The organism is Paraburkholderia phytofirmans (genome assembly GCF_046028095.1).
GTDB lineage: Bacteria > Pseudomonadota > Gammaproteobacteria > Burkholderiales > Burkholderiaceae > Paraburkholderia > Paraburkholderia phytofirmans_A.
Map to the genome: position 1 here is coordinate 174,903 of NZ_JAQQDJ010000004.1, position 22,395 is coordinate 197,297.

Genomic DNA, 22,395 nt, shown 5'->3' on the forward strand with positions numbered 1-22,395 from the left:
CGCCCGGCCGCGGCTGCGTCATTCGACAAAAAGGAACACCGTGCATCTGACGACAACACATGCGCCGTGGTCATCCCACGACACCCAACTCATTCTGTCGTGCGTGCTCGGGCTCGCACTGATCATCGTTTTCATCAGTGTGCTGAAACTGGCGCCGTTCCTGTCGATCCTGGTCGGCACGTTCGCCGCGGGTTTTGCAGCCGGCCTGCCGCTCGAGGCCGTCGCCAGCGCTTTCAGTAAAGGCGCCGGCGCGCTGCTCGGCGACGTCGGCATCATCATCGCGCTCGGCGCCATGCTCGGCGCGCTCATGGCGGAATCCGGCGCTGCCGACCGGCTCGTCTCGACGATTCTCAAACACTCCACGCCTCGCACGCTGCCGTGGATGATGGCGGTCGTCGCGCTGATCATCGGCTTGCCGCTCTTCTTCGAAGTCGGCCTTGTGATGATGGTGCCGATCATCTTCGTGATGGCCCGCCGTTCGCAGCAGCCGATCCTGCGCATCGCGATTCCGGCGCTGGCCGGCATGACCACGCTGCATGCACTTTTGCCGCCGCATCCGGGTCCGCTGATCGCGGTGAGCGCGCTGCATGCCGATCTCGGCCTGACGCTCGGGCTTGGTCTGATCGTCGCGATTCCCGCCGTGATTCTCGCGGGTCCGCTGTATGGCATCTGGTTGTCCAAGCGGATGCATGTGGTCGAACCGGAGGAAATGGGCAAGCTCTTCAGCGCCAAACAAGACACCGGCGAGCCGCCGAGTTTCGCGATCTCGCTCATCACGATTCTGTTGCCCGTCGTGTTGATGCTAGGGCGCACGGTCGCCAAACTGCTGCTCCAACCCGAAACGTTCCTGTTCAACACGTTGAATTTCCTGGGGGAGCCGCTGATCGCGCTCGGCCTCACCGTGCTGTTCGCCGTGGTGGCGCTGGGATGGTCGCGGGGCATGGCACGCGAGCGCGTCGGTGGGATTCTGCGCAAGAGCTTGCCGCCGATCGCCGCGCTGCTGCTGACCATCGGCGCCGGCGGCGGTCTCAAGCAGGCGCTCGTGGTGGCGGGCATCAGCTCGACTATCGGCAAGATCGCGGTCGGCGCGCACATGCCGCTGATTCTGCTGGCGTGGCTGATCGCCGTCGCGCTGCGCCAGGCGACGGGCTCGGCAACCGTTGCCACGACGACGACGGCCGGCATCGTCGCGCCAGTCGTCGCCGGTCTGAGCACGACGCACAATTCGCTGATGGCGCTCGCCATCGGCGCGGGTTCGGTGTTCTTCTGCCACGTGAACGATGCGGGCTTCTGGATGGTCCGCGAGTATTTCGGCCTGCAATTGAAGCAGACGGTACTAGTCTGGTCGGTCTTGCAGACGATCGTGTCCGTCGTTGGGCTCGCGCTTACGCTTGTGTTGTGGACCGTGCTGACTTGACGCCGCACCAGGCTCTCGCGGCATTGGCAGGAATTGATGCGCGTCTGTCAATTCCGGGCGGCCGGCGCCGCTTACACTGCCCGGCAGGCGAACTGCGATCTCGCAGCGCGCTTCCTGAAACGCGGAGCCACCATGCTAGAACTGAGACCGTCCTGTGAAGGATGCGGCAAGTCACTGCCGCCGAACGCGTCCGACGCCATGATCTGCACGTACGAGTGCACCTTCTGCGAAGTGTGCGCGCTCACCACGCTGCGCAACGTGTGTCCGAATTGCGGCGGCAATTTCCAGCATCGACCGATTCGTACGCGCGCGCAGCTTGAGAAACATCCGGCCGGCGCCACGCCGCATCCCGTTTCGATCGACGAAGCGTCGCACGCGCGTTTCTTCGAGCGCTATCGGGACACGCCGCCCGGCGAGCGCTAGACCAGACGACGTGCTCACAGGCGCAGCGACGACTAACCACGGCACACCGCGCGTGCCGTACTCGCCGAGCCGCGTTTCAATCGTCGCTATTCACCGCGCCCGGCGCCGCGATTCCGCTGACGGTATGCGCCGCCACGCGCAGCAGACGGATCTGCTTTCGATAGTTGCGGCAGCCACTGCAGGTCGGCAGATGCAGACGGATCGCGACCCACTCGCCGGTCGTCAAGGAGCGGTCGAGCGCGTCGGACAACAAGCGCGTGATGTGCTTACATTTCCCCATTGGCGTCCTCGCTGGATAGGCCCTTTTCGCTCAGGCAAGTGCGCAAGCGCAGCCGCGCGCGGTAGATCAGCACGCTGCAGTGATTGGCGGTCATCTGCAACTCGGCGCAAATCGCCTCGGTTTCGAGGTCGAGGAATTCGCGCATCATGAACACGCGTCCGATGTGCTCGGGCAAGCGTTCCAGGCACATCTCGAACAAGGTCCAGAACTGTTGCTGACGCAGCACGGTTTCAGGCGTCGGCCACGGGTGCGGCTTGCTTTCGCGCGACCAATGGCCGTTGTCCTTGAACAGCTCGCGGTCGAGCAAGCCTTCACCGTCGAGCTCGGACTCGAGCGCCGACAGGTTGATCGTGCGTCGCCGGGCACGCAGGGTGTCGACGAGTTTGTGCCGCAGGATGCCGAACACCCAGGTCTTATGTTCCGATTGCGCGGCGAATCGATCGGCTTGCGTCCATGCCGCGGCGAGCGCTTCCTGGACGGCGTCTTCCGCGGCGGCGGCATCGCGCAGTTGCAAACGGGCGAAGCGCACTAGGTCGCGCCGCAGTTGCGTCAGATAAACGGGATCGTCGAGCGCCGGCCCGCCTACTTGCGCCATGGACGGCCCCGTTGGCACAACGCTGCCTGGCGCATGTTTTTTGTTGGATCGTGGCGATTCATAAGCCGGTGGTTTTCCTCGAACTGTGGCTAAGCTTGTGCGCCATTCTCCCGCGAGCGCCTGTGCAATCGAATCGGTATTGAACATAGGCTCGACCATAAGCGATGACCAGATGAACTTAGTCGCGCTGCGTGGGCAGGTATGACAACGACAATAGATTATTGCGAAAATTGAAATCACCGGCGGGCGGTTTGGGCTGTGCACTGCCGTGCAAGGTTTGCCCACGGCCGATGGAGGCTCGAAATTGCGCCAGACAGTCGACCGGTTTATTTCAGGATTTGAAATAAAGTCTTATTGTCTTTGCTGTTTTTCGGCGGACGCTCAGTCGATATTCTTCAGTCCATCGATCGCACCAGATCGCGAACCAAACGCTGAGGAGCAGCACCATGAAACGCATTCTTTCCGCCCTGATCGCTTCCGTCGCCCTGTTTGCAGCCGCTTCCGGCGCAGCTCACGCTGCCGCTCCGTCGCAATGCAACGGCCCGGCGTCGTACTGCAACGTGTTCTTCGGCAACTGATCGGCTGACGGGCACGGACCCGTCGACGAGGAAGCTTTCGAAGTCAAAAAGAAGGGCGCCAATTTTGGCGCCCTTTGCTTTTGGGCAAGAAAATCAGACCTGCAGCGTAATGCTGGCGTGAAGTCTTCCGCGTAGCGCGGCGAACGCTCGGATCAACGCGACAAATGCCTTCGGCCAATAAAATCGAGAAAACACATGGTCCAAGGGAAGCAACACAGTAGACGAGCGGAAAACAATACCCGGCACTCCGAAGCAACAGTCGCGCCCGGCGCGCAAATGCGCTCAACGCTCACCCTACTAACGTGTTACAGTGGGTCAACAGCTTGCAGTTCTCCTGCGCACCACGCGCAGTCCCTGACGCAAACGCCTCGCATCACAGCGCCCTGAACCGAACAGGGTCCCTTCCTCCTAAGCAGCTCCGCGGTGTCGTCAACATGGCCTGATTGCTTCGGCCGTTCTTTACGCACATCGTCGATCAACACCACGTTTCGCTGGTTCGCCGCGATCTGGCGGGCATTGCGCCCGACAACCAGGCCGCGTTCCACGAAAGCCATCACCGGAGACGAGCATCATGGGCAATACGATCAGAAGTTATCGAGGTCTTGAGATCTATCCGTTGGTGTATCCGCACCAGCCGAGCGGTCTGGACGGCATCCGCCACTACGATTCGGGTTTCGATGCTGCCGTGCGAATCTGCCGCCGCGGCACCGACGACACAATGACCAGCAGCCGCGTGTTTCGCGTGCCGAGTCGTTCGCCGTTCGGCGCGGCCGGCGACGCGCGCATTGCTTCGACCAGTTATGCAGAGCAGGTCATCGACGGCATGGTTGCCGGCCAGTCGATCGCTGGACTCTGATGCGCTCGCCAATGGCAAGTCAAGCTTCCAGGCGCTCACAGAGCGCGAATCTGCCGGCTCTCACGGGCCGCGCCAACTATCAGGTGATGGCGTCGTCGCGCCGTACTTCGAGCGGCACCGTGCCGACGCTGAAGGTGATTCGCTTGAGCGACGAACGGGTGATCTACCCGTTCCAGGGCCACGCCGACATGCCCTTTTTCGAACACGCCGAAGCGGCGCAGTCGTTCGCCGAAACCTATGGCTGGCAACTAGTAGATGGCGACATCGCAGTGCCGGAATGACGCACTGAATGCGCAGCGAGGCCATCTCGTGATGCAGCGGCAATGGAGCGGCAAGACACATCGCCACGCTTCAGTGGCCGGGCAAGCCGCCACCTCACCGCCGCAAATCACCCATCACCAAGGCTAGCGTAGCGGCGCAAGACAACAGGCCCGCCGCGCTACCGGCCACTAAATCTTCCCGCCGCCATCCATGCCGCTACCGCGGCGCCACACTTCCTTGCCGCGTTCGGACAACTCGCCGCTGCTATGCGTGGCGTCCGCCTCGGTACCGTCGACCGCCATCTCGCCCCCGGCCTGTTCCTGTGCCCGCTGCTTTTCCTTGTTGCGAGCAGCGACTGCTTCGTCGTGGGATTTACCTGCGTAATTCGAATTCATGGCTCGTTCCTCCATCAATTGGACGTGCTCATGTGGCGCACGTCACCGGTCATTTATGCCTGGCGCGTCTATTTCGGCCCGAACGGGACAGTAGCGAACACCCGTTTGCCTCAAAACGTCCTAGGCCGAAAGCATGCTTGATTGACAAGGCAAAAGTACCAGTTATCCACAAGGTTATTCAGCGAATCTGTGGATAACTTTGTGCGATGCAAACTTATCCACAGCGCCTTTCTTCGTCGTACCTGCCCCAATAGTCGTGGTGCCGGTATTTCGGCGCCCGCCATCACCGCCCGCCCTGGCTTTTGCCTATGATGGACAGTTCGTACCCTCTTGCGCCTCGAGCGCCTCACATAAGGAAGCGAATCATGGCCTATCACATTGCAGTGGTCGTTGGCAGCTTGCGTCGAGAGTCGTTCAACCGGCAGTTGGCGCAAGCGGTCATTTCGCTGGCGCCGTCAGACTTCAACTTCGAATTCATCGATATCGGCTCATTGCCGCTCTACAACCAGGACTACGACGCCGACTACCCGGAAGCCGGCAAGCACCTGAAGCAGCGCATTGAAGCGGCCGACGGCCTGCTGTTCGTCACCCCCGAATACAACCGTTCCATACCCGGCGTGCTGAAAAATGCGCTCGATTGGGGATCGCGCCCGTGGGGCACCAACTCTTGGGGCGGCAAACCCGGCGCCGTGATCGGCACGTCGGTGGGCGCAACCGGCACGGCGCTGGCGCAACAGCATCTGCGCAACGTGCTGGCGTATCTCGATGTCGCGGTGCTCGGGCAACCCGAGGTGTTCATCAAGCACGATGCGACGGTCATCAACGAAAAAGGCGAGATCCTGAACGACGGTACGCGCAAGTTTTTACAAACTTTCGTCGATCGCTACGTTGCGTGGGTCAAGCGTCTGGGTGCCGCTTGATGCGGCCGGCGCGGTAACAGGGCGAGACAGAAGCAGGCCGACCGCCAGACGGAAGGCGGTGGCATGCCGTAGCCGCACGGCCTGCCGCCGCGAACGCTCTCAGACTCAGACGTGATGGTGCCCGGTCACCCGCTCCCAGCCGTGGCGCACAGCTAGCTTGAAACGCTCCCATGTGCTGTCCGGCGAGGTGCTTTCCCAATGGCGTCGTGCTTCCGGTTCGACGTCATCCCACGGCTGGTCGCGATAGCGCATGTCCTTGCCGATCTCCGCGCCATAGCGGTAGGCCGGCACGTAGTCTTCGTAACGTGCGTTTTCGGCGGCGTACTGCTCGTCGTAGTGCGCGCGGAAATCTTCCTCGTACTCGAGATATTCGTTCGGCATCTGCGAGCCTAGACCGGCAGTCGGCTGACCTGCTTCGGAAACGACTTCGGACGGCTGCATGACCGCACCCGAGCCCGGCATCGACCCCGCGGCGATCGCGCTACGGCCCACGTCGCCGACCAGCGGATCCGTGACCGGTTCGTTGATCGGATCCATCACGGGCCGCTCGCTGAGCGGCGGCGGCACGAACGGCTCGGCGTCGGTGCTGCCCGGCGGCACCGTGTAGCGCGGGTCAGCCATCGTGGCAGGCCGTTCATACGCGGCAGCGTCCGCCGCGGCTGCAGTCGCCGCCTGCTTCGATACGCTGGATGTACGCGGCGTACCCGGCGTCACGGCGCCGATGCCAAGTTCATCGAGGACAGAATGCTCGCGGCCGGTTTCGTCGATTGGTGTGTCCCAATCGGGCGCGCGTTCGCCGATGTCGGTCGCGCCTAGTCTGGTCAAGGTATCGCGAGCGAGGTCCGCATGGGCTTCACTCACCGCGTTGACGCACACCAGCACAGCGCCGCGGCGTACAGCCTCGGCGTAGCGCGCCGTTTCCGTGGCACGCGGACCGCTAGCAAACAGGCTCGACAGGAAGCGTTCGATATTCGCCAGCATGCCCGAACTGGCGACTTCGTCGGTTGCGGAGCCGACCGACGGTTCCGGATTCGCCTGCAATTCGATCGTTTCGCGGCCGAAACCGGTCTGGACGAGCGAATCGCGCGCGGCTTCCGCTTGAGCGTAGGTGTCGAATAAACCAATCACGGTGTGTCGCATGGCTGTCTCCCGACGTAATTTAGGCACAACGGACGACGCGCCAACGCGTCGCCCCTCCCTGCCGGTATTCGCCGCAACGATCATGCCGGGGCCGAGTGTGGCGGGCCTAGGCGCCTGCTGGCGCGGACCGGCACGCGGCTTCCACAAAAAAAGCGCGGCGTGGCGCTGCCGCGCTTTTACAACCACCGGTAAATGCCAGACTGGGACCAACGTTCGGCGACGCCCGCCTTACTCCGCTGTATGCGCCGCCGGGTCGGCGCCCGTCTGCGTCAGATCGCGCTGGATCGTCTGCAGAAGTTCATCCAGCAGACCGATATCGAAAGGCTTGGACAGCACGCGCACGTCGACATGGCGCGCCCGGTCGAGTTCTTCGGCGTAGCCGGTGACCAGAATGACCGGCAGTTTGGTGTCGAATGCAAGCACCGCTTCGGCCAGATCGATGCCGTTCATGGTGCCGGGCATGTGGATGTCGGACAGCACCAGATCGAACGGCAGCGGTTCGCCGGTGCGCGCTTGCCGCGCGTGGGCGTCGTCGAACAGGCGCAGCGCCGTGTCGGCGTTGAAGACGCACGTGACCTGATGGCCCATCATCTGCAGCAGCGCTTCGGTGCCGGCGGCCACTTCCTCATTGTCCTCGACCAGCAGAATGCGCAAACCCGGCGGCGCGCCGCTCTCCTCAGCGCCGGAGTCCGACTGCCCGTCGACCTCCGCCTCAGCCGCGGCGCGCGGCAAATAGAGACGTACGGACGTGCCCGCGCCGACTGCGCTGTCGATCGCGGCGAGGCCGCCGGAGCGCTCGCAGAACGCGAAAACCTGCGGCAAGCCGAGGCCCGTGCCCATGCCTTTCGGCTTGGTCGTGAACAGCGGTTCGAAGGCGCGCGCGAGCACCTCGGGCGCCATGCCCGCGCCGGTGTCTTCGAGCGAGAGTTGCACGAAGTCGCCCGTCAGCGGGAAGCCTTCTTCGTGCCGGAAATGGATGTTGGTGGCGCGCACCGTGAAGCGCCCGCCGTTGGGCATGGCATCGCGCGCGTTCACCGCGACGTTGATGAGCGCCAGCTCCAGTTCGGCGACGTCTACGCGCATCGGCCAGATCTCGACGCCGATGTCGATCACCAGCGATACCTTCGCGCCGAGCGAGGCGCGCAGCAACTCGCGGCACGCCGGCAGCCAGCGTTCGAGCGACAGCGTCTCGTTGCGCAGCGGCTGCTTGCGCGCCACGCCGAGCAATTGCCGCGTCAGCGACTGGCCGCTCTTGAGCGCCCGCTCCATCGCCGACAATTCGCGGTCCAGACCCGTTACGCCGCGCCGCCGCGCGATCTGCACGTTGGCCGAGAGGATCATCAGCAGATTGTTGAAGTCGTGCGCGACGCTGCCGACCAGCGTGCCCAGCGCTTCCATCTTGCGCGACTGGCGATACGCCGATTCGATCGAACGGCGCATGGACGCTTCGGCTTGCCAGCGCTCCCACGCCTCCTGCTCGGCGCCGAGGCGGCGCAGCGACAGCCAGATCACGCACCATAGCGCGATGGACGGCGTGAACATCGACAGGATCAGCACGCCTAGGTGCCGGTACCACGCGGCCCAGATCGCCGACGCACGATAGCCGCACACCACGTACACGGGATACGAACCGACATGGCGGAACGCGAGAATCAGGTCTTCACCGTCGACGTTCGAATGCATGCGCACCACGCCGGCCCGCCGTCCTTGCGCGAGGGCTTCGGCGAATGGCGTTTGCGGGGCCATGGCGTTGGGCTCGCGCGGCGTGCGCGGATAGTGCGCGAGGATCGAGCCGTCTGCGCGGACGAGGCTCATGGTCATCGGCGTGCCGTTGCTGCTGCCGCTGCCGCCGAGCAGTTCGCGGTAGAACGCGTCGAAATAGCTCGGCCGCAGCGCGACGGAGACCACGCCGGCGAACGAGCCGTCGGCGCCAAGCCGTTCGACGCCCATATTGAACACCTGCTCGCCGGCCACGTGCCCCGTCATGACCTTCGACACATGCTCGAGATCCTTGCCGTCGCGAATGCCAATGAAATCTTCACGCTCGCCGACCGAGACGGCCGGCGCCGGCAGGTAGCGGCTGCTGGCGAGCAAGGCGCCGTCGCGCCCGAAGATCGACACCGCGGCCACTTGCGGATAGCCGCCGCCCATCACGCGCAGCTTCTCGTGAATGGCGGCTTCGCGGGCGCGAATGCCGTCGTCGTCCAGTCCCTCGGTCAGATCGACGATGCGCGCGTCGAGCGTTTCGTTCATATCGAACACTTTCAGCGCGTGCTCTTCGGCGATCCGCACGGTGCGCAGCGTCATGTCGGTGGCGTCGGCATCGCGCGCGCGCAAATCGCTAATGGCCATGGCCGCGACATACACGCATGGCAGGACGATCGCCACGATCAGCAGCGCGATCAGCGTGATGCGCCGCACATGAAAGTTCTGTTCCGGCACGGCAGGGAACAACGCCTCATCCTGCCGGCTAGCGGCAAGGCGGCTCGCGGGCGGCGGTTCGAACCGGTCTGGTGTCATTGTCGATAAAGCAAAGGTCGTTCGGGACTCAGAGGCCGGGAGTCAGCATCATACGAGAAGCATAGACACGGCGCGGCGGTAGAAGTTACCAGCGGCAAAGAGACCCGCCGTGAGGGCCGCTCGCGGCGCCGCGGCGGCTGTTGACTCATTTGTCTGCTTTTTAAAACAGCGACGAATCGAGAAGCGCAAACGTACACAAAAGCATGGAAGCAGGAAATTCCTTCCGAATCTACCAAAATATTTTCATAAATAGAATTTAATGAGAAAATCTCTTTAATGAAAGTGAAATTGGCGAGTTGCCTTTCCGCCGTTTTGCTTCGAGAATCAACGCCATGATAAAAATGCGTCCGCCATGTTCGGACGCATCTGCCGCGAGGGCACCCAGCCAAACCACGCGTACAACGCGTGGCGGAAGGCGCTCGCGGAATCACGTGCGCGGCGAGGGACCAGCCCGATCCACGAGGCCGCGCAGATTCACCTACGGGGGTAGGTTTCGAACATGCCGGTCATCGCCGTCGTCCACCGTGCGCGTACGCTTTCAGGCGTGCCCACCGGTCCCGTCCATCGCGCCTCGCCGCGTGCGCTCCCCGCTCGCCTGCAATCCGGATTTCAGCAAGCTTCAGCCCGCTTTGCCGCTGGTCGACAGACTTCGCGCTAAAGAATCCGCCTTGATCCGCCGTTAACGCGAATGAGCTAATTCCGCTTTCCGACCCGCCCATGCCTTTGCCTATTGTGATCGCCGATGATTCGTTGCTTGCACGCAAAGTGCTCACCAAGGCATTGCCGCCGGACTGGGAGGTCGACGTGTCTTACGCATCGAACGGGCGCGAAGCGCTTGCTTTGTATCGTGAAGGCAAAGCGTCGGTGATGTTCCTCGATCTGACCATGCCGGACATGACCGGCTATCAGGTGCTGGAAGCGCTGCAGCACGAGGATCTGAACACCTTCGTCATCGTCGTCTCCGCCGATGTTCAGCCGATGGCCCAGTCGCGCGTGCGCGCGCTCGGCGCCGTGGCGTTCATCGCGAAGCCCGTGACGCCCGAGGCGGTACTACCCATCCTCAAGGAGTACGGGTTGTATGTCTGAGCCAGTCCTCAACGAAGATCAGCGCGACGCGCTGCAGGAGGTCGCCAATCTGGCGATGGGCCAAGCCGCGACGCGTCTTGCGCGGCTGCTCGATGCGTTCATCGAATTGTCGGTGCCGCGCGTGAGGGTGGTGGAGGTCAGCGAGGCGGCGCAGGCGCTGCGGGAGATGACCGGGATCGAGGACACGGTGAGCGCGGTGCGCCAGGGTTTTCGCTCCGATATCAAGGGCGAGGCGCTGGTGATCTGCCGCAGCGACAGCATCGAGCAACTGTGTGCGCTCGTCAGCGATCCGTACTCGCGCTCGGCTTACGAGGCGGTGAGCCAGACAGAGCTGGTGTTCGACGTGGCCAACGTGCTGACCGGCGCCTGCGTGTCGTGCATTCTGGACCAGCTCGGCCGCACGCCGATCTTCTCCGCGCCGGGCTTGCTCGGCGAAGCCATGACGCTCGACGAAGTCTTCCAGCCCGGCGTGCTGCAGTGGGAAGTGGCTTTGCTGGTGGAAGTGAATTTCGCGCTCGAAGACCAGAGCTTCCGCGCGCACCTCGTCATGCTGATGGCCGAGGAATCGATTCGCCACATGAACGGGGCGCTCGACGCGCTGCTGTCGAGCCTATGAATGTGCCCGTGGACTCGTTGAGCGATCTGGTGATCGAACGTGTCGGTTTCGGCATCTTCGTGCTCGACCGCGACATGAACGTGCTCATGTGGAATCGCTTCATGCAGGATCACAGCGGATTGACGCCGGATCAGGTGGTCGGCAAGTCGCTGTACACGCATTTTCCGGAACTGCCGCGCGTGTGGCTGTCGCGCAAGATCGAAAGCGTGTTTCAGCTCGGCAGCTTTGCGTTCAGTTCATGGGAACAGCGCCCGTATCTCTTCAAGTTCGATCACGACCGGCCGATTACCGGCGGCGTCGATTTCATGCAGCAGGACTGCACGTTCATGCCGCTCATGCGCGAGCGCGAAGTGGTGGCCGTATGCGTCACCATTTCCGATGTCACGCACGTGAGCATCGTGCAGCGTGAACGCGAGGAAGCGGTCGCGAAGCTGCAGGAATATGCCGATCGCGACGGCCTGACGGGCATCGCCAACCGCCGTTTCTTCGAAGCGCGCCTGCGCGACGAATACACGCGCTGGCAGCGCTACGGCGGCGATATGTCGGTGCTGCTGTTCGATCTTGATCACTTCAAGAAAATCAACGACCAGTTCGGCCACGGTGTCGGCGACACGGTGTTGCGCGTGATGGCGCAGCGCGTCGCCGAGGTAGTGCGGGCGCAGGACACCTTCGGGCGCTTCGGCGGCGAGGAGTTTGCGTTGCTGCTGCCGTGCACGCCGCTCGACGACGCGATGCGCGTCGCGGAAAAGATCCGCTGCACGATCGCCGACACGCCGGTCGAAGTGCATGGCACCGGCGTGCCCGTGACGGCGAGCGTCGGCGGCGCGTCGGCGCGGGTCGGCGTGCCTTCGTACGACGTGCTCATCAACGAGGCCGACGCCGCGCTCTATAGCGCGAAGCGCCAAGGACGCAACCGCTCGGTCGCGTTCGTCTGAAGACGTCGCACGGCAGCAGTGTTGCACCTCGCACGAGGCGCGTTCCAAGCCTTGCAACAAGCTGCCTGACGCGCCGCTCCACCGCCGCCAGACTTCCTTCCGGCCCCATATCCGCCGACGAAACTGCGGCATCTCACAAACGTTGATATACTTTTCGCCGTTTCCGGCCTCCCAGCCGGGTGTTTCGCGCGTGTCCGCGCGCGCGTGCCACCGGTCCTGCGGGTGGCCATCAAACTTCTTGAACGCCTTTCAGCGGGCGCCTCCAGCGGAGATCGTCTTGGCTGTTTCCAATCTTGTCGTGGACGATACAGAAATCGACGCCGCTGCCGCCACGTCCGGCAGCTCGTTCTATCTCGCCATGCGCATCCTGCCGGCCGCGCAGCGCGATGCGATGTATCAGGTCTACGCCTTCTGCCGCGCCGTCGACGATATCGCCGACAGCGACCTGCCGCGCGCCGAACGCGCCGCCGCGCTCGAGCGCTGGCGCGCCGATATCGACGCGTGCTACGCCGGCGCGCCGCGCGCTTCGCTGCGCGCGCTGACGCGGCACATTCACACGTTTCATCTGCAACGCGAAGATTTTCACGCGATGATCGACGGCATGGCGATGGACGCCGCCGAAGACATCTGCGCCCCCGACGAAACCACGCTCGACCTCTATTGCGACCGCGTCGCCAGCGCGGCGGGCCGTCTATCGGTGAGGATATTCGGGATGCAGGACGAGCCCGGCCGTTTGCTCGCGCATCATCTGGGCCGCGCGCTGCAGCTCACCAACATCCTGCGCGATATCGACGAAGATGCCGGCATCAACCGCTGCTATCTGCCGCACGAATTGCTGGCGCGCGAAGGCATCGCGGTAACGAATCCCACGCAGATCGCCGACGACCCGTCGCTGCCGCGCGTGTGCGCGACGCTCGCCGAGCGGGCCAAGGAGCACTTCGCCGCCTCCGACGCGATCATGGACCGCGAGCCGCGCAACCACGTGCGTGCGCCGCGCATCATGTCGGGCGTGTATCGCCTGCTGCTCGAACGGACGCTGGAACGCGGCTTCGACATTCCGCGCACGAAGGTCAGCAAGCCGAAGCTCCGCATGCTGTGGATCGTGGCGCGTTACGCGCTCTTCTGAGCTGATGCAAAAGCTCGTACATGTGGTCGGCGCAGGCCTTGCCGGCCTGGCCGCCGCAGTGCAGCTGCAGCGGCGCGGCGCGCACGTCGTGCTGCATGAAGCGGCTGCCCAGGCGGGCGGCCGTTGCCGCTCGTACTACGATGCCAAGCTGGGCGCGACGCTCGACACCGGCAATCACATGGTGGTGTCGGGCAATGCCGCGACCCTCAACTACGCGCGGGCGATCGGCGCCGCCGACGAACTGGTCGGCCCGGCCCAGCCCGAATATCCGTTCGTGGATCTGGCCACGCGGGCTCGCTGGACCGTGCGCCTCTCGCCGGGACATCTGCCGTGGTGGGTCTTCGACCCGAACGCGCGCGTGCCGAACACCGGACCGGGCGATTATCTGGCGCTCGCGCCGCTTCTGTTCGCCAGACCCGGACGCAGCGTCGCGCAAACCATGCGTTGCAACGGCCCGTTGTGGGACCGCCTGCTGCGGCCGCTGTTTCACGCAATGCTAAACGTCGAGCCGCGCGATGCGTCGGCGGAATTGACGGGCGCCATGGTGCGCGAAGCGCTGCTTGCCGGCGGTCTCGCGTGCCGGCCGCTGGTGGCGCGCAACGGCCTTGGCAGCGCGTTCGTCGATCCGGCCTTGCGCCTGCTGCAACACGGCGGCGCGGCGATCAAGCTGGGTTCGCGCCTGGACCGGATCGTCTTTGCCGCCGACAACCGCTGCGTGCAAGCGCTGCATTTCGCCGACGAGAGCGTCACGCTCGACGCGAACCATGCCGTGATTCTCGCGGTGCCGCCTGACATCGCGCAGACGCTCGTGCAAGGTTTGCGCGCACCGACGCGCTTTGCTGCCACCGTCAACGTGCATTTCGCGGTCGAGCCGCCGTTTGGCTTGCCGCAGGTCACCGGGCTGCTCAACGGCACGGCCGAGTGGCTGTTCGCCTTTGAAGGCCGCTTGTCGGTGACGGTGAACGGCGCTGAGCGCTTGCTCGACACGCCGCATGAAGCGCTCGCGGCGACCGTCTGGGCCGAAGTGGCGCAGGCGGCCAGCTTGCCGCCCGCGCCGATGCCGGCCTGGCAAGTCGTCGTGGAAAGACGTGCGACCTTCGCCGCGCTGCCAAATCAGGAAACGCGGCGGCCCGGCACGCGCACTCGCTGGAATAATCTCATGCTCGCGGGCGACTGGACGGCTACCGGCCTGCCCGCGACGATTGAAGGCGCGATCCGCTCCGGCCAGAAGGCCGCGGATACGTTGCTGAATGAACCGATGGAACGCCGATGAACGACTTATCTCAAGCCCAGCCGCTGGACGCCGTCCTGCCCGATTTCGCCCACGCAGCGCCGAGCGCGCCCGCGCCGGCCGTTACGGGCGAGGTGCCCACGGCATCGCTCGACGCCGCGATCGCGCGCGCGACCGATGCGATTCTCGCCGCGCAGAAGCCGGACGGCCACTGGGTCTACGAACTCGAAGCCGACGCGACGATTCCCGCCGAATACGTGCTGCTGGTTCACTATCTCGGCGAAACGCCGAACCTGGAACTGGAACAGAAGATCGCGCGCTATCTGCGGCGTATCCAGTTGCCCGACGGCGGCTGGCCGCTGTTCACCGACGGCGCGCTCGACATCAGCGCCAGTGTGAAAGCGTATTTCGCACTGAAGATGATCGGCGACCCGGCCGACGCCGAGCACATGGTTCGCGCGCGCGAGGCGATTCTCGCCAACGGCGGCGCCGAAACCGTGAACGTCTTCACACGGATTCTGCTCGCGCTGTTCGGCGTGGTGTCGTGGCGCGCGGTGCCGATGATGCCCGTCGAGATCATGCTGTTGCCCATGTGGTTCCCGTTTCATCTGTCGAAGGTGTCGTACTGGGCGCGGACCGTGATCGTGCCGCTGCTCGTGCTCAATGCGAAGCGGCCGGTGGCGCGCAACCCGCGCCGCGTGCGCATCGACGAGCTGTTCCGCGGCGCGCCGGTCAACACCGGCCCGCGCGATCGGGCGCCGCATCAGCACGCCGGCTGGTTCCGGTTTTTCAGCGGCGTGGACGTGCTGCTGCGCGCTGTCGATGGATTGTTCCCGAAGGCCACGCGCGAGCGTGCGGTGCGGCAGGCGGTGGCCTTCGTCGATGAACGGCTCAATGGCGAAGACGGCCTCGGCGCGATTTTCCCCGCGATGGCGAACTCGGTGATGATGTACGACGTGCTCGGTTATCCGGCCGACCATCCGAATCGCGCGATTGCTCGCCAGTCGATCGACAAGCTGCTCGTCATCAAGGATGACGAAGCATATTGCCAGCCGTGTCTGTCGCCGGTGTGGGACACGTCGCTCGCGGCGCATGCACTGCTCGAAACCGGCGAGGCGCACGCCGAACAGGCCGCCGAACGCGGGCTCGCGTGGCTGCGTCCGCTGCAGATTCTCGACGTGCGCGGCGACTGGATTTCGCGTCGTCCGAATGTGCGGCCGGGCGGTTGGGCGTTCCAGTACAACAACGCGCATTACCCGGACGTCGACGATACGGCGGTGGTCGTCATGGCGATGCAGCGCTCGGCAACGGTGACGCAATCGGCTGTGGATCGCGATGCCATTGCGCGGGCGCGTGAATGGGTGGTCGGCATGCAGAGCAGCGATGGCGGCTGGGGCGCGTTCGAGCCGGAAAACACGCAGTACTACCTGAACAACATTCCGTTCTCCGATCACGGCGCACTGCTCGATCCGGCGACCGCGGACGTCTCGGGCCGCTGCCTGTCGATGCTCGCCCAACTCGGCGAACTGCCGCAGAACAGCGAGCCGGCGCAACGTGCGTTCGACTACATGCTGAAGGAGCAGGAATCGGACGGCAGCTGGTACGGCCGCTGGGGCTTGAACTACATCTACGGCACGTGGACCGCGCTGTGTTCGCTGAACGCCGCCGGCCTGCCACACGACGACCCGCGCATGAAGCGCGCGGCGCAGTGGCTCCTGTCGATCCAGAACGAAGACGGCGGCTGGGGCGAGGGCGGCGAGAGCTACAAGCTCGACTACCACGGCTACGAGCGCGCGCCGAGCACGGCTTCGCAAACCGCGTGGGCTCTCATGGGCCTGATGGCGGCGGGCGAGGTCAATCACGAAGCGGTGGCGCGTGGCGTCGCGTACCTCGAGCGCGAACAGCGCGAGCACGGTCTCTGGGACGAAACACGTTTCACCGCGACCGGCTTCCCGCGCGTGTTCTATCTGCGTTATCACGGCTATCGCAAGTTCTTCCCGTTGTGGGCGCTGGCGCGCTTCCGTCATCTGAAGCGCAACGGCCTCACGCGCGTCGCGGTCGGGATGTAACGGATGCCGCTTTCCACAAGCCTGTCAGCCGATGACGGCCGCAGTCCCTTGCCGGTGATCGTGGTGACGGGCATGGCGTTCGAGGCGCGCATCGCCCGGGGCGAAGGCGTCGAGGTCGTCTACGCGGCGCGCGCCGATCTGCTGGAGCGCGCGTTGAGCGCGGCGGTCGAGCGCGGCTGTTCGGGTATCGTCAGTTTTGGCACGGCGGGCGGTTTGGCGCCGGACCTGGAGCCGGGCTCGCTGATCGTCGCGGATGCGGTCGAGGGGCCGTTTGGGCGCCTCCAGACCGATCGGCCATGGTCGGACAGGCTCGCGGCCGCGCTGGCGGCCGGGCCGCTCTCAACGCGTCTGCGGCGCGGCCTCATGGCGGCTGTCACCGCGCCTCTGGTGAGCGCAGGCGACAAGGACGTGTTGCATCGCTCGAACGGCGCGTTGGCGGTGGATATGGAGTCGCACATCGCCGGGGCGAAGGCCGCCGCGCATGGAGTGCCGTTTGCCGTGTGCCGCGCGATTGTCGATCCGGCGTGGCGCACGCTGCCTTCGGCGGCGACCGCCGGCCTGCGCGACGACGGCAGCACGGCGCTGGGGCCGATTCTGCGGGAATTGATGCGACAGCCGTCGCAACTCGGCGCGCTGATCCAGGTTGCCGTCGACGCCCGGGCCGCGCGGCTCTCGCTGGTCCAGGCACGGCGGGCGATCGGCGAGGCGGGCGCTTTTCGCATGGCCATCGCCTGAAACACGCGTGACTCTGGGACTTTCCCTCTTATTCAGCGGGTATTGAAATATTAGGGAAAACCCTTATGTTTGGTACAATGTCAGTGTTAACCCTAGGTCGTGACGCAAGCTTGCACGCCTGGGCGCCTCGAACACGGAGTACCAAATGAATTTTCACACCAGAAAGTGGGTTAAGCCCGAAGATCTGAACCCGAACGGCACGTTGTTCGGCGGCAGCCTCCTGCGCTGGATCGACGAAGAAGCCGCGATCTACGCCATCTGCCAGATGGACAATCAGCGGGTCGTGACCAAGTTCATGTCCGAGATCAATTTCGTCAGTTCGGCGCGGCAGGGCGACATCATTGAACTCGGTATGACGGCCACGCATTTCGGCCGCACGTCGATTACGCTGCGCTGCGAAGTGCGCAACAAGATCACGCGCAAAAGCATCCTGACCGTCGAGAAGATGGTGTTCGTCAATCTCGACGAGAACGGTGAGCCAGCGCCTCACGGGCGTACGCAGATCCGTTATGCGGATGAAGCGTTCGCCCGCTATCGCGACAATTCGCGGCCGGTGCCGCAAGGCGCGGTTGCCGTTGAAGAGGAGCGGGTTGCGTCGCGTGCCGAGGTGGATAGCCTGCATTGAGCCGGTTGATTGGCTCTAACCCCGGTTGCGGCGCGTTGCGCGCCGAAGCGGTAAGCGGTAACTCGGCCGGTTCTGTGCCAGCGTCGAGTTCGGCTTTACGGGGCGCCCGTTCTGGGCGCCCCGTCTAAATCCCAATACTTATTGCGTCACCGGCGCTGAAGCCGGTTGTGCGCTGTCGGCCGGCGCGGCGGGCGTCGAACCTGCTGCGCCGCTCGCGGGCGTTTCGCCCGGATCGCTGTAGTTGGGCACGCCCGCCGGGGCGCCCGTGGCAGCGCCAGACGCGGCATTCGGGGCTTCCGCGGCGTCGCCTGGATCCGCGTAGTTCGGCAGCGCGCCAGCCGCCGGCGCGCCTGCCGCGGGTGCCTCCGAGGCGCCGGAATCGCCTTGATCGTCATAGTTCGGCAGCGGCGCTGCGTTGTCGCTCGTGCCGCGCAGACGCGCACGGCGTTGCTGCGTGTAGGCATCGCGTACGAACGAGTACTTGTCCAGCGCGGCCTGTTGCAACAGGTCCGACGCACCCAGCAGGTCTGAACGCACGCTCACGAACTGCAGCACGTACAGCGGATTGCGCACCGCCGGCTCCATGTAGTTCAGCGGGTTGAACTTCACGTCGACGATCAGCCCCATGCTGTCACGCACCGTGCTCGGCCCGAACAGCGGCAGCACGATATACGGGCCCGACGGAATGCCCCAGTGACCCAGCGTCAGGCCGAAATCCTGATGATGCTTGGGCAGGCCAGCCGGCGTCGCCCAATCGAGCAGGCCGCCCAGGCCGAAGGTCGAATTGAACGCGAAACGGACGAAGTCCTCGGTCGCGTCGGTGAACTTCAACTGCAGCAGCGCGTTCGCAGCGTTGGACAGATCGCCCAGATTCGAGAAGAAGTTGCTCACGGCGGTGCGCAACGGTTGCGGCGTCACCTTCTGGTAACCCTTCGCCACCGGAACGGCGACGTAGCGGTCCAAGCCGTCGTTGAAATTGAACACGGCCCGGTTCACCGGTTCGAACGGGTCGCCGGGTTTGCGGTCGGGGCCGGTGGCGCAGCCAGAGATCAAACCGGTGGCGACGAGTGCCAGCGCGGCGTTACGCAGCTTCATGCTTATATTCCTTTTTGCTTCGCGCGACGTGAGCGCGGCTTGCCCATCAACACGGGTTGAAACACCACTGCGCCGACCAGTGTGCAGAACAGCGAGAGCGCCAGCAAGCGCCCCATGCTGGACGTCCCCGGATGGTGCGACAGCCAGAGGCTGCCGAACGCTGTCGCCGTGGTCGCCGCGCTGAACAGCACAGCGTGGGTCAGGCTCGACTGCAGTAGACCAGTCTGACCGTGGCGCCACGCCATCACGAAGTAGATCTTGAACGCTACGCCGACGCCGAGCATCAGCGGCAAAGCGATGATATTCGCAAAGTTTAGCGGCATGCCGAATACCACGCACAACTCGAGCGTCACGAGCGCCGATACCAGCAGCGGCACCAGCGTGCGCAGCATGTCGCCGACGCGCCGCAGCGCGATCCACAGCAGGATCGCAATCGATACGAGCGCGTAGCCGGCGGCCTGCAGGAACGCCTTGATGATGGTGTCGGCCGAATGCAGGATCGAGATCGGACCGCCGATCGCGCCCGGCTCCGCCTTCTTCACCGCATGCGCGAAGTGGGCGAGCATGACGTCGTCGTTCGAATCGGTGCCGGGTGTTACCTTCGGCGAGATATCGACGAGGGCGCGGCCGTCTTTCGAGACCCAGGCCTTGGAGATTTCCTTCGGGAGATTCTCGTGGGTGATCTCGGTGGGTTGCAGTAGGTTGGCCAGCTGCTTCAACGCGATGCGCAGCGTCTCGGACATCGCGGTTTCGGCGCGATCGCGCGTGGCGGCATCGGCGGCGGCTAACTTCTGCAATGTGGCGGACAGATGCTTGGCTTCGGCGGCGCCGGGGCCCGGGTGATCGTCGGCGGCGAGCGAGAGCTGGTTGGACGCGCGCTTGAGCGCGGCGACGCGCACGGCGTCCGTCGCCTGTTGCGCGGGCTGTTGCTGCAGCGCGGGCAATAGCTGCTGGGCGGCGCTCGCGATCAGCATCAGCTTCTGCTGCTGGTCGGCGGGAACGAAGGTGTCGAGCGTGTTGACGCGGCCCACTTCCGGCAACGTGCGCAGATGGGCCGCCATGCGGTCGGCGTCGGCAAGCGAGGGCGCCAGCACATGCACGTTGTTGACCGCGGCTTCCGGCGAATCCTTCAGCGACAACAGCGTCGCCATCGACTCCGTATGCGGGTCCTTCAGATGCAGCGGGTTGAAGTCGAAGCGCAGATGCGTGAGCAAAGGCGTAGCGCCGATCACGACGATCAGCGTGCCGATCAGCACCGGCTTGCGGTGGTGGGCGAGAAAGTCGTCCACGGGTGCGAGCTGCTTGAAGCCCGGCGAACCGGCTTCGCCCGGCGGCCTGAAGATCTTCAGCAGGGCCGGCAGCAACGTCATGTTGGTGAAGTACGCGACGAACATGCCGACGCCCGCGATTTCGCCCAACTCCGACACGCCCCGGTAAGCCGTCGGCAGGAACGAGAAGAAGCTCAACGCGACCGCGACCGCGGCGAGCGTGAGCGGCACGCCGATACTGTGCGACGTGTGCATCAGCGCGGCGGAAAGCCGGTTGTCGCGATTGCGCTCCTCACGATACTTCACGCCGAACTGCACGCCGAAATCGACCCCGAGCCCGACGAACAGCACCATGAAGGCGACCGAAATCATGTTGAGCGCGCCCACCAGCATCAAGCCGAGCGCCGCGGTGATTGCGAGCCCGACGAACAGCGTGATGAACACGGCGATGATCATGCGACCCGAGCGCAGCGCAAGCCACAAAATAATCAGCACGACGATGAAGGTGCCGATACCGTTGAGCACCGCGCCGTCCTTGACCGAAGCGAACTCTTCGTCCGCGAGCGGCTGTTCGCCGGTCAGACGGACGGTGGCGCCGTAGCGCGAATCGAGGTGCAGCGCGGCGGCGGTGTCGCGGATCGACTTCGACGCCGAAGCGCCCGGCTCCAGCGCATCGTAGTTCACGACCGGCTGCACGATGACGAAGGCGCGCGCGGGCTCGGCGGCCGCGCTCTTGTCGACCAGCGCGCGCCACGAGAACGCGGCCGGCTGGCCGGCCAGCACGCGGTCGAGCGTGCTTGCGCTTTGCGACAGCAGATGGCTCATGTCGCCGAGCTTCACCTGGCCGAGCTGAAGCGGCAGCAACAGACTCGTGGTCAGCGTGCCGGCAAGGCCGGTCAGGCTCGGATCGTGGGCGAGGGCGTTGACTAGCGGGCGCGACTGGACGAGCTGCGAGGTGGTCGACATGACCTCGTCGAGGGACGGGAACAGCAGGCCATTATGTTCGAAGAACGGGCCGCCAGCGGGCTGCGATACAGCTACGAATTCCTTGGGATCAGCCTTAAGGGCGGTGGTCAGGGCTTGCGCAGCGGCATCGGCGAATTCCGGCGCGCGCGCTTCAACGACCACCAGCACGGTCTGGCCGCGATCGGGAAAGGCCTCGTCCACAGCGTGTTCGAGCGCCGACCATTGCTTGTCGTTCTCGATGAGACGGCTGATGTCCGTGTTGATCTTGAAGTTAAAGGCAACGTAGAAACCGCTCAGAACGGCGAGCACGAGCGACAGCGCGACGATCCTCATCGGATGACGCACAGAATAGGCGACGAGACGGACAATAGATGACTTCAGCATGTAGGCGAACGTGGCCTTATCACAGTTGTTGTTTTTGACGAAAGTGCACAAGTATACAGAGCCGGAGGGCTCAGTCTCCGGTTCGGTAGCAAGTGCGGCTCCCGCACACGCTCTGCGGGGCGGGAACGCAATCTCGGTATACTGGTCTATCCTGCTCTCGCCGCGTGCTTGCAAGCCCGGCGGCGCTTACTTCTTTCAGGTCCTGTCGAGCGTATGAAACGTTATCTGTCTGCTTTTCTGGCTGCGGCCTTGGTGTCCACTGCGGCATATGCGCAAAGCGCGCCCGACGCGGTGGTAAAAAGTGCTGTCGAGGGCACGGTGGCCGCGATGAAGGCTGACCCGCAGGCGCGCGGCGGCGACATGGCCAAGATTACCCAACTGGTCGAGTCGCGCTTCCTGCCGGCCACGGACTTTCAGCGCACCACGCGCATTGCGGTCGGCAAGGCATGGTCCACCGCGACGCCCGACCAGCAAAAGCAACTGTACGAGCAGTTTACGCTGCTGCTCACGCGCACTTACGCAGCCTCGTTGTCGCAGCTGCGTGACCAGGACGTGAAGTTCAAGTTCGCGCCGGTCAACGTGCCGGCCGGCGCCAAAGACGTGGTCGTGCAATCGCACGTGCTGAGCAATGGCGGCGACGACGCGATCGACTATCGCATGACCAAAGGTGCCGCCGGCTGGAAGGTCTACGACATCAACATGATGGGCGCTTGGCTGATCCAGGTGTATCAGACGCAATTCGCCGATCAGATTTCCAAAGGCGGCATCGACGGGCTGATCAAGTTTTTGACCGCTCACAATGCGCGTGGCGCTGGGTAACGGTTGATTCCCTCGCGTCGCAACGAGTGAGGCATGAGGCATAAAAAAAGCGCGG

22 protein-coding genes are annotated in these 22,395 nt (G+C 64.4%); 15 read left to right on the forward strand and 7 right to left on the reverse strand.

Annotation, left to right across the window (positions count from 1 at the left end; all coding sequences use genetic code 11):
* Positions 1-40 precede the first annotated feature (40 nt).
* Together PQR54_RS13410 and PQR54_RS13415 are read left to right on the forward strand one after the other, a co-directional pair.
* Positions 41-1,417, forward strand: a complete 1,377-nt coding sequence (locus tag PQR54_RS13410) for a GntT/GntP/DsdX family permease (RefSeq protein WP_408246337.1) — start codon at positions 41-43, stop codon at positions 1,415-1,417.
* 132 nt (positions 1,418-1,549) lie between these two features.
* Positions 1,550-1,840 carry a DUF1272 domain-containing protein gene (locus PQR54_RS13415; RefSeq protein WP_168789135.1) on the forward strand — a complete coding sequence of 97 codons (291 nt, stop codon included), beginning with the start codon at positions 1,550-1,552 and terminating at the stop codon, positions 1,838-1,840.
* A gap of 76 nt (positions 1,841-1,916) precedes the next feature.
* Here PQR54_RS13415 and PQR54_RS13420 read toward each other — a convergent pair whose 3' ends face one another.
* Positions 1,917-2,120, reverse strand: a complete 204-nt coding sequence (locus PQR54_RS13420) for a zf-HC2 domain-containing protein (protein WP_408246339.1) — start codon at positions 2,118-2,120, stop codon at positions 1,917-1,919.
* Positions 2,107-2,715 carry an RNA polymerase factor sigma-70 gene (locus tag PQR54_RS13425; protein WP_408246341.1) on the reverse strand — a complete coding sequence of 203 codons (609 nt, stop codon included), beginning with the start codon at positions 2,713-2,715 and terminating at the stop codon, positions 2,107-2,109. Before PQR54_RS13425 ends, PQR54_RS13420 begins: the two co-directional genes overlap by 14 nt.
* A gap of 446 nt (positions 2,716-3,161) precedes the next feature.
* Here PQR54_RS13425 and PQR54_RS13430 point away from each other — a divergent pair, with 446 nt between their 5' ends.
* The 3 genes from PQR54_RS13430 (at position 3,162) to PQR54_RS13440 (ending at position 4,430) form a co-directional block, all read left to right on the forward strand.
* Positions 3,162-3,293 (forward strand): hypothetical protein, encoded by a 132-nt coding sequence (locus PQR54_RS13430; protein WP_013341997.1) that lies wholly within the window; start codon positions 3,162-3,164, stop codon positions 3,291-3,293.
* A gap of 571 nt (positions 3,294-3,864) precedes the next feature.
* A complete protein-coding gene (locus PQR54_RS13435; protein ID WP_106281496.1) occupies positions 3,865-4,149 on the forward strand; it encodes a hypothetical protein in 285 nt (94 codons plus the stop codon).
* Positions 4,150-4,160: 11 nt separating this feature from the next.
* Positions 4,161-4,430: a DUF6723 family protein gene (locus PQR54_RS13440; protein WP_408246344.1), complete on the forward strand. Its 270-nt coding sequence runs from the start codon at positions 4,161-4,163 to the stop codon at positions 4,428-4,430.
* Between the two features lie 168 nt (positions 4,431-4,598).
* On the opposite strand, the gene PQR54_RS13445 is transcribed toward PQR54_RS13440, so the two are convergent.
* Entirely contained in the window at positions 4,599-4,805 is a 207-nt protein-coding gene (locus tag PQR54_RS13445; RefSeq protein ID WP_408246346.1) for a hypothetical protein, read from the reverse strand.
* Between the two features lie 365 nt (positions 4,806-5,170).
* On the opposite strand from PQR54_RS13445, the gene PQR54_RS13450 reads away from it, so the two are divergent.
* Positions 5,171-5,725: an NADPH-dependent FMN reductase gene (locus PQR54_RS13450; RefSeq protein ID WP_408246348.1), complete on the forward strand. Its 555-nt coding sequence runs from the start codon at positions 5,171-5,173 to the stop codon at positions 5,723-5,725.
* Positions 5,726-5,830: 105 nt separating this feature from the next.
* Here PQR54_RS13450 and PQR54_RS13455 read toward each other — a convergent pair whose 3' ends face one another.
* Together PQR54_RS13455 and PQR54_RS13460 are read right to left on the reverse strand one after the other, a co-directional pair.
* Positions 5,831-6,865, reverse strand: a complete 1,035-nt coding sequence (locus PQR54_RS13455; RefSeq protein ID WP_408246350.1) for a hypothetical protein — start codon at positions 6,863-6,865, stop codon at positions 5,831-5,833.
* Positions 6,866-7,093: 228 nt separating this feature from the next.
* Complete coding sequence (locus PQR54_RS13460; RefSeq protein ID WP_408246352.1) at positions 7,094-9,385, reverse strand: hybrid sensor histidine kinase/response regulator family protein; 2,292 nt, start codon at positions 9,383-9,385, stop codon at positions 7,094-7,096.
* A 717-nt stretch (positions 9,386-10,102) separates the two neighbouring features.
* On the opposite strand from PQR54_RS13460, the gene PQR54_RS13465 reads away from it, so the two are divergent.
* From PQR54_RS13465 to PQR54_RS13500, 8 genes are all read left to right on the forward strand, one after another.
* Positions 10,103-10,471, forward strand: a complete 369-nt coding sequence (locus PQR54_RS13465) for a response regulator (RefSeq protein ID WP_132383375.1) — start codon at positions 10,103-10,105, stop codon at positions 10,469-10,471.
* Positions 10,464-11,087, forward strand: coding sequence for a chemotaxis protein CheC (locus tag PQR54_RS13470; protein ID WP_408246354.1), 624 nt, complete (start codon positions 10,464-10,466; stop codon positions 11,085-11,087). Before PQR54_RS13465 ends, PQR54_RS13470 begins: the two co-directional genes overlap by 8 nt.
* On the forward strand, positions 11,084-12,022 hold the full coding sequence (locus PQR54_RS13475; protein WP_408246356.1) for a sensor domain-containing diguanylate cyclase: 939 nt from the start codon (positions 11,084-11,086) through the stop codon (positions 12,020-12,022). Before PQR54_RS13470 ends, PQR54_RS13475 begins: the two co-directional genes overlap by 4 nt.
* Positions 12,023-12,299: 277 nt before the next feature.
* Positions 12,300-13,148, forward strand: coding sequence for a presqualene diphosphate synthase HpnD (gene hpnD, locus PQR54_RS13480; RefSeq protein ID WP_408246358.1), 849 nt, complete (start codon positions 12,300-12,302; stop codon positions 13,146-13,148).
* Positions 13,149-13,152: 4 nt separating this feature from the next.
* Entirely contained in the window at positions 13,153-14,421 is a 1,269-nt protein-coding gene (gene hpnE / locus PQR54_RS13485) for a hydroxysqualene dehydroxylase HpnE (protein WP_408246360.1), read from the forward strand.
* Complete coding sequence (gene shc / locus PQR54_RS13490) at positions 14,418-16,448, forward strand: squalene--hopene cyclase (RefSeq protein ID WP_408246362.1); 2,031 nt, start codon at positions 14,418-14,420, stop codon at positions 16,446-16,448. Before hpnE ends, shc begins: the two co-directional genes overlap by 4 nt.
* A 3-nt stretch (positions 16,449-16,451) precedes the next feature.
* Entirely contained in the window at positions 16,452-17,183 is a 732-nt protein-coding gene (locus tag PQR54_RS13495) for a phosphorylase (RefSeq protein ID WP_408246364.1), read from the forward strand.
* A gap of 145 nt (positions 17,184-17,328) precedes the next feature.
* Positions 17,329-17,808 carry an acyl-CoA thioesterase gene (locus tag PQR54_RS13500; RefSeq protein WP_408246366.1) on the forward strand — a complete coding sequence of 160 codons (480 nt, stop codon included), beginning with the start codon at positions 17,329-17,331 and terminating at the stop codon, positions 17,806-17,808.
* Positions 17,809-17,946: 138 nt separating this feature from the next.
* Here PQR54_RS13500 and PQR54_RS13505 read toward each other — a convergent pair whose 3' ends face one another.
* Together PQR54_RS13505 and hpnN are read right to left on the reverse strand one after the other, a co-directional pair.
* The gene (locus PQR54_RS13505; protein WP_408246368.1) at positions 17,947-18,903 is read right to left on the reverse strand and encodes an MlaA family lipoprotein; all 957 of its coding nucleotides are present in this window, start codon (positions 18,901-18,903) and stop codon (positions 17,947-17,949) included.
* A gap of 2 nt (positions 18,904-18,905) precedes the next feature.
* Positions 18,906-21,521 carry a hopanoid transporter HpnN gene (gene hpnN / locus PQR54_RS13510; protein ID WP_408246370.1) on the reverse strand — a complete coding sequence of 872 codons (2,616 nt, stop codon included), beginning with the start codon at positions 21,519-21,521 and terminating at the stop codon, positions 18,906-18,908.
* 213 nt (positions 21,522-21,734) lie between these two features.
* On the opposite strand from hpnN, the gene PQR54_RS13515 reads away from it, so the two are divergent.
* The gene (locus PQR54_RS13515; protein WP_408246372.1) at positions 21,735-22,340 is read left to right on the forward strand and encodes an MlaC/ttg2D family ABC transporter substrate-binding protein; all 606 of its coding nucleotides are present in this window, start codon (positions 21,735-21,737) and stop codon (positions 22,338-22,340) included.
* Positions 22,341-22,395 lie beyond the last annotated feature (55 nt).

Excerpts from the sequence above, each read along its gene's own strand:
- PQR54_RS13415 (WP_168789135.1), top strand. The coding sequence starts at position 1,550 with ATGCTAGAACTGAGACCGTCCTGTGAAGGATGCGGCAAGTCACTGCCG.
- PQR54_RS13420 (WP_408246339.1), bottom strand. The coding sequence starts at position 2,120 with ATGGGGAAATGTAAGCACATCACGCGCTTGTTGTCCGACGCGCTCGAC.
- PQR54_RS13425 (WP_408246341.1), bottom strand. The coding sequence starts at position 2,715 with ATGGCGCAAGTAGGCGGGCCGGCGCTCGACGATCCCGTTTATCTGACG.
- PQR54_RS13430 (WP_013341997.1), top strand. The coding sequence starts at position 3,162 with ATGAAACGCATTCTTTCCGCCCTGATCGCTTCCGTCGCCCTGTTTGCA.
- PQR54_RS13435 (WP_106281496.1), top strand. The coding sequence starts at position 3,865 with ATGGGCAATACGATCAGAAGTTATCGAGGTCTTGAGATCTATCCGTTG.
- PQR54_RS13440 (WP_408246344.1), top strand. The coding sequence starts at position 4,161 with ATGGCAAGTCAAGCTTCCAGGCGCTCACAGAGCGCGAATCTGCCGGCT.
- PQR54_RS13445 (WP_408246346.1), bottom strand. The coding sequence starts at position 4,805 with ATGAATTCGAATTACGCAGGTAAATCCCACGACGAAGCAGTCGCTGCT.
- PQR54_RS13450 (WP_408246348.1), top strand. The coding sequence starts at position 5,171 with ATGGCCTATCACATTGCAGTGGTCGTTGGCAGCTTGCGTCGAGAGTCG.
- PQR54_RS13455 (WP_408246350.1), bottom strand. The coding sequence starts at position 6,865 with ATGCGACACACCGTGATTGGTTTATTCGACACCTACGCTCAAGCGGAA.
- PQR54_RS13460 (WP_408246352.1), bottom strand. The coding sequence starts at position 9,385 with ATGACACCAGACCGGTTCGAACCGCCGCCCGCGAGCCGCCTTGCCGCT.
- PQR54_RS13465 (WP_132383375.1), top strand. The coding sequence starts at position 10,103 with ATGCCTTTGCCTATTGTGATCGCCGATGATTCGTTGCTTGCACGCAAA.
- PQR54_RS13470 (WP_408246354.1), top strand. The coding sequence starts at position 10,464 with ATGTCTGAGCCAGTCCTCAACGAAGATCAGCGCGACGCGCTGCAGGAG.
- PQR54_RS13475 (WP_408246356.1), top strand. The coding sequence starts at position 11,084 with ATGAATGTGCCCGTGGACTCGTTGAGCGATCTGGTGATCGAACGTGTC.
- hpnE (WP_408246360.1), top strand. The coding sequence starts at position 13,153 with ATGCAAAAGCTCGTACATGTGGTCGGCGCAGGCCTTGCCGGCCTGGCC.
- shc (WP_408246362.1), top strand. The coding sequence starts at position 14,418 with ATGAACGACTTATCTCAAGCCCAGCCGCTGGACGCCGTCCTGCCCGAT.
- PQR54_RS13495 (WP_408246364.1), top strand. The coding sequence starts at position 16,452 with ATGCCGCTTTCCACAAGCCTGTCAGCCGATGACGGCCGCAGTCCCTTG.
- PQR54_RS13500 (WP_408246366.1), top strand. The coding sequence starts at position 17,329 with ATGAATTTTCACACCAGAAAGTGGGTTAAGCCCGAAGATCTGAACCCG.
- PQR54_RS13505 (WP_408246368.1), bottom strand. The coding sequence starts at position 18,903 with ATGAAGCTGCGTAACGCCGCGCTGGCACTCGTCGCCACCGGTTTGATC.
- hpnN (WP_408246370.1), bottom strand. The coding sequence starts at position 21,521 with ATGCTGAAGTCATCTATTGTCCGTCTCGTCGCCTATTCTGTGCGTCAT.
- PQR54_RS13515 (WP_408246372.1), top strand. The coding sequence starts at position 21,735 with ATGAAACGTTATCTGTCTGCTTTTCTGGCTGCGGCCTTGGTGTCCACT.